The 14115-nt window shown below is 41.7% G+C and carries 9 protein-coding genes and 1 pseudogene; 4 read left to right on the plus strand and 6 right to left on the minus strand.

Going from position 1 to position 14115, the window contains the following annotated elements:
- Positions 1-631: 631 nt before the first annotated feature.
- A complete protein-coding gene (locus B2Z67_RS02795; RefSeq protein WP_291528300.1) occupies positions 632-1237 on the minus strand; it encodes a trimeric intracellular cation channel family protein in 606 nt (201 codons plus the stop codon).
- A 123-nt stretch (positions 1238-1360) separates the two neighbouring features.
- Here B2Z67_RS02795 and B2Z67_RS02800 point away from each other — a divergent pair, with 123 nt between their 5' ends.
- Positions 1361-2458 carry a UDP-N-acetyl glucosamine 2-epimerase gene (locus B2Z67_RS02800; RefSeq protein ID WP_291528301.1) on the plus strand — a complete coding sequence of 366 codons (1098 nt, stop codon included), beginning with the start codon at positions 1361-1363 and terminating at the stop codon, positions 2456-2458.
- 3 nt (positions 2459-2461) lie between these two features.
- On the opposite strand, the gene B2Z67_RS02805 is transcribed toward B2Z67_RS02800, so the two are convergent.
- Complete coding sequence (locus tag B2Z67_RS02805) at positions 2462-3325, minus strand: glycosyltransferase family 2 protein (RefSeq protein WP_291528302.1); 864 nt, start codon at positions 3323-3325, stop codon at positions 2462-2464.
- Positions 3326-3474: 149 nt separating this feature from the next.
- Between B2Z67_RS02805 and B2Z67_RS02810 the strand changes: the two genes are divergently transcribed.
- From B2Z67_RS02810 to B2Z67_RS02820, 3 genes are all read left to right on the plus strand, one after another.
- Entirely contained in the window at positions 3475-6063 is a 2589-nt protein-coding gene (locus tag B2Z67_RS02810) for a DUF5686 and carboxypeptidase-like regulatory domain-containing protein (protein ID WP_291528303.1), read from the plus strand.
- Positions 6064-6233: 170 nt separating this feature from the next.
- A complete protein-coding gene (locus tag B2Z67_RS02815; RefSeq protein WP_291528304.1) occupies positions 6234-7505 on the plus strand; it encodes a replication-associated recombination protein A in 1272 nt (423 codons plus the stop codon).
- A 6-nt stretch (positions 7506-7511) separates the two neighbouring features.
- The gene (locus B2Z67_RS02820) at positions 7512-8684 is read left to right on the plus strand and encodes a glycosyltransferase (RefSeq protein WP_291528305.1); all 1173 of its coding nucleotides are present in this window, start codon (positions 7512-7514) and stop codon (positions 8682-8684) included.
- A gap of 144 nt (positions 8685-8828) precedes the next feature.
- Here B2Z67_RS02820 and B2Z67_RS02825 read toward each other — a convergent pair whose 3' ends face one another.
- The 4 genes and pseudogenes from B2Z67_RS02825 to B2Z67_RS02840 form a co-directional block, all read right to left on the minus strand.
- Positions 8829-10778, minus strand: coding sequence for an AIPR family protein (locus B2Z67_RS02825; protein ID WP_291528306.1), 1950 nt, complete (start codon positions 10776-10778; stop codon positions 8829-8831).
- 353 nt (positions 10779-11131) lie between these two features.
- A pseudogene (locus B2Z67_RS02830) lies at positions 11132-11300 on the minus strand (DUF5712 family protein); the annotation flags it as partial.
- Between the two features lie 127 nt (positions 11301-11427).
- On the minus strand, positions 11428-12672 hold the full coding sequence (locus B2Z67_RS02835) for an ABC transporter permease (RefSeq protein WP_291528307.1): 1245 nt from the start codon (positions 12670-12672) through the stop codon (positions 11428-11430).
- A 45-nt stretch (positions 12673-12717) separates the two neighbouring features.
- Positions 12718-13917, minus strand: coding sequence for a pyridoxal phosphate-dependent aminotransferase (locus B2Z67_RS02840; protein ID WP_291528308.1), 1200 nt, complete (start codon positions 13915-13917; stop codon positions 12718-12720).
- Positions 13918-14115: the final 198 nt, after the last annotated feature.

Consider the following 14115-nt stretch of genomic DNA (forward strand, 5'->3'; position numbering starts at 1 on the left):
CTTCAATCTCACACTGCAAAGTAGAGGATTAATCTGTTTTGGGAGGTTAAAAAAATGCTTGATTCGGTTAAAAAATAGCTTTGTATGACCGGATACTGCTTGAGGAGATGGTATTGAGTAGACAAATCACCTCACGAGGTGTACTTTTCGCTTCACAAAACAGTTTTGCTTCACTCCATATCGTTTTTTAAGCTAATTACTTGTTGATTCACTAAGATTTAGTTCTTCGTCCATTAAGAACTAATATTCGTTTTGCATAAATCTAATTGTTCGACGGTTGTCGAACGAAAAGATTTATGTAATCGCAGAGATAGATTTATTAGAAACAGGTACTAAATGACAGGCTAAACAGCATCAGTTTATAGCAATACCGGCAGGAACAAACCTTTTGGTACAGTTACCCTGATTTTAATTATAATTTGCTTGCGCCTAAAATGACGAAGGAACCCAGTAATTGCATCAAATACGCAATGCAACCAATACTTTCGCTTACAGTCTTTGTTTTTGATTGAACAAACAAATTCATCCCATGAGACGAATTATTTCGTCCCACGAGATGAAAAAATCCGTCTCATGGGATGAATTTTTTCGTCTCGTGAGACAAAAATATTGGTCTCGTGAGACGAATTTGTTACCTTGAAAGTATAGGCAAACAAATATTATACTTCACAGCAAGAATACGCGTCAGGAATACTGTCACCCCGGCTACTACCTGGCAACCATAAGGCTGCATCCCGGCGAGATGGCACAACCAATAGGTCATACCACCTATCACACATGCCATAGCATAAATTTCTTTTCGGAAAATCAATGGAATCTCATTGATAAATACGTCGCGGATAACACCGCCTGCAGCTCCTGTCATAGTACCCATTATGATAGCTACCCAAAACGGATACCCCAATGCAATACTCTTACCCACACCCACCACTGTAAACAGCGCCAGGCCTATACTGTCGAATATGAAGAAAGTGTTATTCAAATGAATGAGATACTTGCCGAAAAGGATTACCCAAAGCAGAGCTAACCCTGTACATATCAAATAAATGGGATTCGTCATCCAACCGGGCGTCACATCCAGTAACACATCGCGTATCGTACCGCCTCCGATAGCAGTTACAAAACCTACCACGTACGCACCAAACCAGTCGAATTTCTTTGCCGAAGCCAGACGAATACCGCTGATAGCAAAAGCAAACGTACCTATAAAATCGAGTATCTGAACAAATGTTGGCATATTGCATTAATTTAGCGGGCAAAGTAACGAATAATTTCCCTAAGAAAACGTATTTTTGCTCCATCATTTCAGCCTGCATTATTCATAATGCAGTTTAGAGGCGAACAGAAAAATACCAGCAAAATGAAAATAACCATCGTATCGGGAGCACGTCCCAACTTCATGAAAATAGCCCCCATCTGCCGTGCCATTGATGCAGCCAGGGAAAGTGGTAAGAACATCTCATACCGCCTGATATACACCGGGCGTCAGGACGACACAAGCCTCGACGCTTCCTTGTTTTCCGATTTGGATATGAAGAAGCCCGATGGTTATCTGAACGTCAGCGGACACGATCATTCCGAAGTGGCAGCAGCCATTATGCTGGCGTTTGAAAAAGAATTGGATGCACACCCGACCCGGGTGGTTCTTGTTGTAGATGACCTCACAGCTACCATGAGTTGCTCCATCGTTGCCAAAAAGCGCGGACTGAAAGTGGCTCACCTCATTGCCGGCACCCGTTCGTTCGATATGAACATGCCACGCGAAGTAAACCGGACTATTGTAGACGCCATTTCCGATTACCTGTTCACGGCAGGCATGGTGGCTAACCGTAATCTGAATCAGGAAGGGATGATACCGGAATATATTCATTACGTAGGTAATATCCTGATAGATACAGTCCGCTACAATCGCCACCGCCTGCTACAACCCGTATGGTTCTCTACCATGAGATTGAAAGAGCGCGGTTACCTGCTGCTTACCCTCAACCGCCATGACTTGCTGGCTAAGAAACACGTGTTGAATGCCTTGTTACAGACGCTGATAGAAAAATCCGAAGGAGTTCCTGTCATTGCTCCTTTGCATCCTTACGTGCAAAATGCCATTAAATCATTGGAAATCAAAGCGCCGAATCTGCATATATTGCCGCCGCAAAGTTATCTTCACTTCGGTTATCTCGTCAATCATGCCAAAGGTATTGTTACTGATTCCGGAAACATTGCCGAAGAAGCCACTTTCCTTGACGTGCCTTGTATCACGCTGAACTCTTATGCCGAGCATCCCGAAACCTGGCGTTGCGGTACCAACGAGCTGGTTAACGAAAGCCCTTCCGCACTCGCCACTTCATTAGAAAGACTGATACGCGGGGAATGGAAACACACCACCCTGCCCGACCGTTGGGACGGGCGAACAGCAGAACGTATCGTACAAACCTTGATTTACGGAGAATTAAGACTCTAAGACTCAGGAAAGAGATAATCTGCATAGATATCCCAATTTATAAAAAGCAAAAAGCCATAGAGAGGGATGCTTTCCTATAAGATTTGCCTCCAAAAGCCCCTCGAACAAACGGAATATGAAAGCAATGAGTGCCACGGCATGAAACTGCTTCACCTTGTTGTACCAACGCAACAACCGGACATACGGAAGTAACTCACTTTCATACCCCAACAAGTTCCTCACAGAGCGACGTGTCTTGGCCAGAAAAGCAGAAGCATCCTCTTCCACCAGATGCCATACCGGATTTTCAATATGCAGCACAGGTATTCCTTCCTCCTCCAGCCTCTTTCCGAAAACAGTATCCTCATATCCAAGATGAAACGTCTCGTCAAAGCAAACCCGCAAAAAGGTTTCTTTCGGGATGAAGAAATTCATACTGATGAACCGTTGATAAGGATGCCTGTTTCGCTCAACTGCCGATTGTACTTCTACCTGCACTCCATACTTATACCGCAAAACCGACTTCCCCGTTTCCTGATATAAAAAGCCTCCACAGACCACCTGTCCGCCCACACAATCGAGATACACAGAAAGGAAATCATCACCTGCCGGCCTCGTATCTGTATCCAGAAAAAGCAAATAAGGATAACATGCCTGTTCCCCCAGGTAATTGCGCACAAATGCCGGCCCGTGATTTTCATTAAGTTCAAGTATACGGCATTCTTTCAACACATTCAGTACACGGTTTTCTCTCTTTATCTCTTCACACGACGCATCATCCGCCAACAGGATTTCAAAAGGAACCTTCGTCAGCAAAGCCATCGCATGCAGTCTTCTGACTAATGGCACGCAGGAGACATTGTACACCGGAATAAGTATGGATAACATAGTGCAAATATACATTTTCTTTTTAGCATCTTTTCCGTTGTATCAAGGCAAAAGAAGAGTATAATAAACATTCCTCTTACTTCTTTATATTATATTTACTTCTCTGTTAACAATAAATCGTTAACTTTGCGCCCTGATATATGACCATTATGAAGCAACGTTATAGAATATTTATCATTTTTCTGTTATCACTATTCGCAGGAAACAACGTATCCGCACAGATAAAGGGCGTAGTCACAGACTCCCTTACCAATGAACCGTTAATGTACATTACCGTTCAATATGAGGGAAAAGGTGTGGGCGCCATAACCAATGGCAAAGGTGAATACACCGTAGAAAGCCGCAGAGGTTGGAATGAACTAACATTCTCAGCTATTGGATATATAACAAAGAAAATCAAATTCAATCCCGATACCAAAGTACTCAACGTAAAGCTTGCGTCTGCCGACGTAATGCTCTCCGAAGTAGTGGTAAAGCCACAAAGAGAAAGATATTCCCGCAGGAACAACCCTGCCGTGGAGTTTATGAAGAAGGTAATCGAGAAGAAAAAAGGATTGAAACTGGAAACCAACGACTACTACGAGTACCAGAAATACGAGAAAATGAAGATGTCGCTCAACGACGTCACTCCTGAAAAGATGGAAAAAGGCATCTACAAAAAGTTCTCGTTCTTCAAAGACCAGGTAGAAGTATCGCCCAAAACCAACAAAATGATATTACCTATCTCAATCAAAGAGACGGCTTCGCGTACCATCTATCGCAAGAGTCCCAAGAGTGAGAAGACCATCATTGAAGGTTTGAATTCCAGCGGCATAGAAGAGTTTTTCAATACAGGCGATATGTTGGGGACTATTCTGGCGGATGTATTCTCCGACATTAACATATACGACGACGATATCCGCCTGTTGCAACGCCGCTTCGTCAGCCCTATCGGACGCGGCGCCATCACTTTCTACAAATACTATCTCATGGATACCATCATGGTAGACCGTCAGGAGTGCGTACACCTTACTTTTGTTCCGCAAAACTCACAGGACTTTGGCTTCACGGGGCATCTTTATGTGGTGAAAGACTCTACTTACGCCGTCAAGAAGTGTACCATGAATCTGCCCAAGAAAACGGGAGTCAACTTTGTGGAGAACCTCGATATCATACAGCAATTCGAGCAAATGCCCGATAACAACTGGGTGCTGACGGACGATGACATGACCGTGGAACTGGAAGTCATAAAAGGTACACAAGGACTTGAAGTGCAACGTACCACGAAATACAGTAATTACAAGTTCGAAGAAATAGAACCCCGCCTCTTCCGCCTGAAAGGCAATGTGATTAAAGAAGCAAACATGCTCAACAAGAGCGACGAATACTGGGCGGAAGTACGCCAAGTCCCTCTCACCAAGAAAGAAAGTAATATGGATGTCTTCATGAACCGCATCGAACAGATTCCCGGTTTCAAATATCTTATCTTCGGTGCAAAAGCCCTGATTGAAAACTTCGTGGAGACAGGAAGCAGGAAGCATCCCAGTAAGTTCGACTTCGGGCCTATCAATACCACCATTACAAGTAACTATGTAAATGGCACGCGTTTCCGTTTGAGTGGTATGACTACGGGTAACTTCGACCCGCACTGGAGCTTCAGCGGTTACGGAGCTTATGGAACCAAGGACAAGAAATGGTTTTATAGAGGACAGGCCGCCTACTCTTTCAACAAGCGCGAATACGTTTTGTGGGAATTTCCCAAACACCACCTTGCCTTTGATTATAGTTACGACGTCATGTCTCCCATGGATAAATACCTATCAACTGATAAGGACAATATGTTCGTTGGCTGGAAGTGGACCAAGGTAGACCAAATGTCGTACATGCGCGACGCTACCCTGACCTACGAATTGGAAACCAATGCAGGTTTCTCCATCAAGGCCATGGCTCGCCACCGCAACGACGAACCAGCCGGAGGCGTGCTGCAATACTGGAAAAACAATGGTAACACCGCCGGTTCGTGGGACGAAACGAACACCTTTGTCAAAGACATCACCACCACCGAACTGGGTGTCACCCTGCGCTATGCTCCGGGAGAAACGTTCGTCAACACCAAGCAACGCCGTGTACCTGTATCTTTGGATGCGCCGACATTCCTGTTATCGCATACTGTTGGCCTGAAAGGCGTATTGGGTGGTGAATACAACTTCAACCTTACGGAAGCCAGTATCCGCAAGCGTTTCTGGTTTGGTTCATGGGGTAAACTGGATATCACTGCCCGTGCCGGTGCGCAGTGGAACACCGTACCGTTCCCCTTGCTGAACCTGCCTATGGCAAACTTGTCATACATCACCCAACATAATGAGTCGTTCAACCTCATCAACAACATGGAATTCCTAAACGACCGCTACGCCTCACTTGCCCTGACGTATGACATGAACGGAAAGCTCTTCAACCGCATCCCGCTTCTGAAAAAGCTGAAATGGCGTGAGACCTTCCGTATTCGTGGTATGTATGGTACGCTTACAGACAAGAACAATCCGTATAAGAGCCAGAACAATGATTTATTCCTCTTCCCGATGCGCAACGGTATCGCTACCAGTCATGTAATGGGCGAAATGCCATATCTGGAAGCCAGTATCGGTGTTTACAATATCTTTAAACTATTGCATATCGAATACGTTCGCCGCCTCACTTATACCGATATTCCGGGGGTGAAGAAAGACGGTATCCGTTTTATGATATTAATGATATTTTAGATAAGTAGTTAGTAGATAGTAGTTAGTAGACAGTAGTTAGTAGTTAGTAGACAGTAGTTAGTAGCTGAGTTAATAAACAATCACTAAACATTAAACGTTAATCATTAAGCACTAATTAATCACTAATTGAATGTTAATCACTAATCACTAAACGTTAATCCTTAATCCACATGATTCCATTAGCAGAAAGGCTCCGGCCCAAGACATTAGACGAATACATCGGTCAGAAGCATTTAGTTGGACCGGGTGCTGTATTGCGTAAGATGATTGATGCAGGGCGAATCTCATCGTTCATACTGTGGGGACCTCCGGGAGTAGGCAAAACTACATTGGCTCAGATTATCGCCAACAAACTGGAAACCCCGTTCTACACACTGAGCGCCGTGAGCAGTGGAGTGAAAGACGTACGCGAAGTGATAGAGCGCGCCAAAAGCAATCGTTTCTTTTCACAATCCAGCCCTATCCTGTTCATTGACGAAATCCACCGTTTCAGCAAGTCGCAACAAGACTCATTGCTCGGAGCCGTGGAGCAAGGCACGGTGACGTTGATAGGAGCAACTACTGAGAACCCGTCATTCGAGGTAATCCGTCCGTTATTGTCACGTTGCCAACTGTATGTATTGAAGTCTCTCGAAAAAGAAGACCTGCTGGAATTGCTGCAACGCGCCATTACAACAGACCAGATACTGAAAGAACGGAAAATCGAATTGAAAGAAACCACTGCCATCTTCCGGTATAGTGGCGGAGATGCGCGGAAGCTACTTAACATCATAGACCTGGTTGTTTCTTCCGAAACAAAAGACCCTGTCGTCATTACCGACGAAATCGTAACCGAACGGCTGCAACAGAATCCACTCGCTTACGATAAGGACGGGGAAATGCACTATGACATCATTTCCGCATTTATAAAATCCATCCGCGGCAGTGACCCCGACGGCGCCATCTACTGGCTTGCCCGCATGGTAGAAGCCGGTGAAGACCCTGCTTTCATAGCACGCCGCCTCGTTATTTCCGCCTCAGAAGACATCGGGCTTGCTAACCCAAATGCCTTGTTACTTGCCAATGCCTGTTTCGACGCCGTCATGAAAGTGGGATGGCCCGAAGGACGTATCCCTTTGGCAGAAGCAACCCTTTATCTTGCCACAAGCCCAAAAAGCAATTCCGCTTATATGGCCATTGGCAATGCTCTGGAACTTGTGCGGCAAACCGGGAACCTGCCCGTACCCTTGCATTTGCGCAATGCGCCTACCAAACTCATGAAAGAACTGGGTTACAGCGACAATTATAAATATGCCCACGACTACCCGGGGCATTTCGTCAAACAACAATTCCTACCCGATGAACTGAAGAGCCACCGCCTATGGGAAGCGCAAGACAATGCTGCCGAACAGAAACTTGCGGAACGGATGAAAACTTTATGGGGCAACGATAAGCTTAAATAATAATACATGGAAACATTTACGTTCAATACAACGGAACAGATTTTACTTGCCTCCGGCGGTATTCTTTTTTTTGCTCAACTCCTTTATTACTTCTGTCTCTACAACCGTATACGCACCCGTAGCCGTGCCGCAAGACAAGGTAATATACATTTCACGCAGGATTCAGCTCCCTTGTCGGTTATCATCTATGCCCGCGAAGAAGTGGCGAATCTGCGCCGTAACCTTACCGCCGTATTGGAACAGGACTATCCGCAATTTGAAGTCATTGTTATCAACGACGGGAATATAGACGGAAGCGAAGACTATCTGACTATACTGGGAGAGCAATATCCTAACCTATATCACAGTTTCGTCCCAAACTCCTCGCGGTACATCAGTCACAAGAAGCTGGCTGTCACCCTCGGCATAAAAGCAAGCAAGTATGACTGGGTCGTATTTACCGAAGCAAACTGCATGCCCGAAAGTGACCAATGGTTGCGTACAATGGCGCGTAACTTTACTTCATCCACACAAATTGTATTAGGATACAGCGGCTACGAACGTGGCAAAGGTTGGCTGCACAAGCGAGTATCTTTCGACAACCTGTTTACGTCTATCCGCTACTTAGGCTATGCACTGGCAGGAAAACCATACATGGGCATTGGGCGCAACATGGCCTATCGCAAGGAACTTTTTTATGGTCAAAAAGGTTTCTCGGCACACTTAAGCCTGCAAAGAGGTGACGACGATTTGTTTATCAACCAGACGGCTACGGGTAAAAATACCCGGGTAGAAACCGACGCAAACGCAATTGTACGCATGCAACCTGTACGTCGTGCCAAAGATTGGCGGGAAGAGAAAATCAGTTATATGGTCACAGCACGGTTATGCAGTGGAATACAACGATATTTGTCAGGATTAGAAACAACCACGCGACTACTGTTTCATACAGCATGGATTGCCGCATTGGTTATGGGTATTATGAACTGTCACTGGCTGGTGGCAGGTTGTGCATTCATTATGTTCGCTTTACGCTATGCAATACAGGCATTCATAATCAACCGGACGGCAAAAGTATTGAGGGAGAAACGCCAGTATATTTTCACTCTTCCGGTGTTCGATGTACTACAACCCATGCAGTCACTCTTTTGGAAACTGCATTGCATATTCAGGAAAAGAACTGATTTTATGAGGAAGTGAAAAACCTGTTTAATTAAACTTTAAGGTAAGCCTCCGATAAGCCCCATATTTTCTATGTATTTTTGCAATAGTTTGCTCATTGAGAATAATAGGAGATAAAGATAATACTTTTTTGTATCTTACACAAAAGAAAAGACTCTATCTTTAGTCATTACTTTGTTCAATATTGAATGAAAAATCCACAACTTCTCTTATTTTTTCTTTTTGAGTTTCATTCTTTTTTGAAAAATATAACGCTTTTTCTTTGCTAATATCTAAATTATCAATCTCTTCTAAAACTAATTTTTTAGATGTTAGTTCATCTTTTATTTTTTCAAAATATCCAGAAGAGGATATTAGTTTTAGATTATGCATAATCTCATTTTCAATCCCTTCTTTGTTATAGTCTATTTTGTCGTTTTCCTCTCTATCTGAACTATCACTTTCATCCTTTTGGGGTTTGTAAATAGAACTATCTATATATTTTAATATTTTCAAAAAAATATCAATATCATCAGACTGAAATCCTTTATTTATTGTTACACTTACATCTTTAAAATTTGTGTCATATTTTATTTTATAGTAGTCTTTTGCTATATAAGAAAACAAAGATAATAAGATTATATTTTGAGAAAAAACAAAGAAATCAAACTTAAAACAACATTCTATTAAAGATTGTATTCGATATGCAGCTAGCATATCTTTAAAAGATGTATTCTCATTAAAAATAATTTCATATAATCCGTCTTTGTCTTGTTTGTGAGAAATAAATATAAAATTGTTCTTTTTCCTAGAAAAAACATTTAAGGTCTTTATAGGATCATGAAGAAAGTAAGCTAGATAAAGTTTGGCAAACACTTCATTGGATACTATTTGTATACCTTCATCTTTGTTTCTAAACTCTCCTCTTCTTTTTTCATACCAAAATGATGTTTCAAAGGATTCCTCTTGTAGCCTTTTCTGCACCTCATCATTTGCAACAAAATCTCTGTCAGAAACAGGGTTTTGAGAATTAGTAAAACGCGTAACATTCAGATCAAAATCTTTGCCCCCAGACTTTAAAATCCTCAATGTTACAAATGATTCTGAATCCATAATCTGTCTTTTTACAGGAGATGCATCTTTATATGCTTTATAAATCGAATAAACAGTTTGAGCTCCATTTATAATTTGAAGTCCAGTAACTGTTGCTGTTTCAGCTTCATTTCTTATCTCTGGAAGTAAGTATGTGATTGCTGTCAATCCATTATTGTAATACCAAAAAAATGCAGGATTGTCTATGATAGTTTTTTCAATTTGCTGATTAAGTTCAGATACCATTAATGGATTTCGTACATTTTTTTGAAAAAGCAAAAACCCATATTTTTCAAATAGTTTATATATTGTAATAGGTTTTAGTAAGAAGACAAATGCTTCAAAAGGTTTGTCAATATGTATAAAACTTCTACCACCTATATGTTGCTTTATTGATAATTCTATATTTTCTTCTTCTGGATTGTAATACTTACTTAATGGGTTTATAGGCTCTATCTCCTTATATTTTCTATTAATATAATCAATTTTCAATCTTTCCAAATCAATCCATTCAAATGATGTCTTTTTATGATTTAATAAAAAGGCATCAATATTGTCCTTTGTATCTTTATTGGGAGAACAAAGTGTTAAATAAATAATCTTTATTTCTCCATTATGCTTGATATGCTCTTGCAATTCTTGGACTTTCGCTTGATATATTATATTCTCTGTAGTGAGTTTGTGCCCACGTATAATGTTATCAAACTCATTAATAGCTTGTAACACTTGTGCTTTTTCTACTGAGGAATGACACTTACCTTTGGTATTCCATTTGGATTGTACTATATAATATATATGATTCTCTTGATTATCATATGCATCAAATATAATATCACAGCTATGATCCCCATCACCATCTGTTATATGTTGAATATATTGATCTGTCTTTCCATAAAATTTAAGAAACCAGATCAAAAAAGCTCTTGACTTACAATTGTTAACATTCGACTTGTTTTTCTTAAAATAAAGATCATCCTTGTATTCTTCTATAAGGGCTTCTAGTTCTTTATCGATAATATCGTAAAATGTTTCTGACACCATGATTACTGTTATTTTTTGCGAATTTACTAAAACTCTCTGATTTCCCCAAATATATAGCCACTAATTTCTGTATCTCAGTCTATCTAAAATTTATTAAGCTTCTTCTTTCTTAAATTCAGAAGTAATTCTTCCAAGAGAGAAACTACAAATTACACTGAGTGAACTAAAACCAATAATTGATTAAATATTCTACTGTATATCTGTTCATTAGAAGAGTTGATTAAAAATATGCTTTTTTGAGTAAGTAGTGAATTTAATTAGTTTATACTATGTATGCTTTTATAAAAGCTGATAATCAGATATCTACTCATAAGAATAATATAAACTAATTCATGTCTTGTACTTACATTCAATACTTTGCGGATATAGTATTTTATAGCATCGGCTTGTACCTGCTCTGTCATCCCATCGTCCGAAGCTCCTTTTCCGATGGGCTGACATGGATAGTGTAAAACTTTGCATCCTTTTTTAGGAGTTACCTGATATTACTATATATATTGCTTTTATGACCTTTGATTTATACGATGGTAACTATATATTGCTTACAGCGTGAACCCTTGTTAAGCAATAATATTATTTGACCATAAGCCCCTATAAACCAATTATACAGTTTATAGAGGCTTTGCTGTAAGGCAATATATAGTTACATTTATTCATAACGCATCGAATTGGCGGGATGAATGCGCGTTATGAGATATGACGGGCCTAAAAGCATCAAGACCGACACCACTAAAGTCCCTATATTCAACAACAGGAACAAGAGAATATTGAAAGATACGGGAACGGTATCCATGTTATACGTTTCAGGATTGAGTTTAAAGATACGCAACCACTTCTGTATAAAATAGAAAGCCAGCCCAATAGCATTTCCCCATAACATCCCCTTTCCTATGAGGAAGACGGAAAACCAAAGAAACACTTTACGGATAGTGGTATTATTGGCGCCCAAAGACTTCAGTACCCCAATCATGGAAGTACGTTCAATGATAATAATCAGCAAACCGGATACCATCGTAAACCCTGCCACACCGACCATTAATATCAATATCACCCAGATATTCACATCCAGGATGTCGAGCCAGGCAAATATCTGCGGATTAAGCTGTTCAATATTACGCACGCTGTAACTCACACCATACTTATCCGGGAAACCATCCATATCGACGGCTATCTGATAAGTAGTTTCTTCCAAATAATCATAATTGCGAACCTGCAATTCCGCTCCGCTCACTTGTTCGGCTTTCCAATTATTCAGGCGATTCACAAGATAAAGGTCGGTAAGCAGGAAGAGATTATCATATTCCGAGAAATTAGTTTGATAGATACCCACAATCTGTAAACGGCGGGCACGAACATTCTCCTGTATATAATAGGTGTCTATTTTATCTCCCGGTTTCAATCTTAATTTCGTTGCCAGCGCTTTGGATATAATCACACTATTAGAGGAAGCCGAATCGCTAAACTGAGGCAGTTCACCCTCAACCAGATGCTTACTGAAAAAAGCCGGGTCAAACTCAGGCCCTACTCCTTTAAGTACCATACCCTGGAAATCTTCGGCAGTCTTTATCATCCCCGGTTTGGTGGAGTAACGCTGCACATGCCTCACTTCCGGATATGCGGAAAGAGCGGACATCAAACTGTCATTCACCACTACGGGGCGCGTTTCATAAGAACGGGCGGCATCTGCACTGCTAAGCTGAATATGCGCGCCAAACCCTACCACTTTATCACGAACCTCACTCTTGAAGCCCACAATTACCGACACCGTAATAATCATTACCGCCAAACCGATAGCAACGCCTATCAGGGCAATAAGTACGGCAGGACGGGAAACTTGTTTTTCGGCGTCACTGTCGCGATAAATGCGACGGGCAAGAAAAAGGGGCAGACTCATATTCTATAGTGATATATACAACGAAAGAATAAGGCGATAAGCACGCTATTCTACTCTTCCGGGGTATGCTTCCAATGCCTTTTCCAGGACAAAGAGCGCACGGTTCAAATCATCCTTCTTCAACACGTAGGCAATGCGGACTTCGTTACGCCCGGAACCGGGTGTAGTGTAAAAGCCCGAGGCGGGTGCCATAAATACAGTCTGCCCTTCATATTCAAAGTCCGAAAGGCACCAGGCGCAAAACTTATCCGAATCATCAACCGGCAGTTTAGCCACCGTATAAAAAGCCCCCATAGGAATAGGAGAATATACACCGGGAATCCTGTTCAAACCGTCAATCAAACATTTACGACGTTCCACATATTCATCATACGTATCACGCAGGTAATCTTCGCCGGCATCCAGGGAAGCCTCGGCTGCGATTTGCCCGATTAAGGGAGGGCTAAGGCGCGCCTGGCAGAACTTCATTACGGCATTACGAATTTCTTTATTCTTAGTAATCAAAGCGCCGATACGGATACCGCACTCCGAATAACGCTTAGATACCGAATCAATCAGCACCACGTTATCTTCAATGCCTTCCAGATGACAAGCTGAGATATAAGGAGAACCCGTATAAATAAATTCGCGATACACTTCATCAGAGAATAGAAACAAATCGTACTTCTTCACAAGGTCACGTATCTGGTTCATCTCACGGCGGGTGTACAAGTATCCTGTCGGATTATTGGGATTACATATAAGAATAGCTCTTGTACGCTCATTAATCAGTTCCTCAAACTTTTCCACTTTAGGAAGGGAGAAACCTTCTTCTATCGTCGAAGAAATAGTGCGTATCCTGGCTCCTGCCGAAATGGCGAATGCCATATAGTTGGCGTATGCAGGTTCCGGAACAATGATTTCGTCTCCCGGGTTCAGGCATGCCAGGAAAGAAAACAGTACAGCCTCCGAACCACCGGAAGTTATGATAATATCGTCCGCCGTAAGTTTGATATTGAACTTATCGTAATAGCCTACCAGCTTTTCGCGGTAGCTACGGTTGCCGGCGCTGGGACTGTATTCCAATACTGTACGGTCTATATTACGAATAGCGTCAATCGCAACTTGCGGCGTAGGCAAGTCCGGCTGTCCGATGTTTAAATGGAACACGTGTACTCCCCGTTGTTTGGCAGCATCAGCCAAAGGAGCCAGCTTTCTGATAGGAGATGCAGGCATCTCCGCTCCACGAATAGATATTGTTGGCATATATTTAGAATTTACTTTTGACAGTTTAACGATTTACAATAGATATCGCTTTCAATTTTCAATTAAAACTGCAAATGTAACACTTTATTTGATACAAAGAGGGGGTTGTAACATAAAAACTAAAGCAACCGCACTAAAATCCGGTTCACATATAGTACTTACTAACCTGCATTACTCATAAGTGTCTCGTCATAAATG

This window comes from Bacteroides sp. UBA939, from assembly GCF_002293435.1.
Lineage (GTDB): Bacteria > Bacteroidota > Bacteroidia > Bacteroidales > Bacteroidaceae > Bacteroides.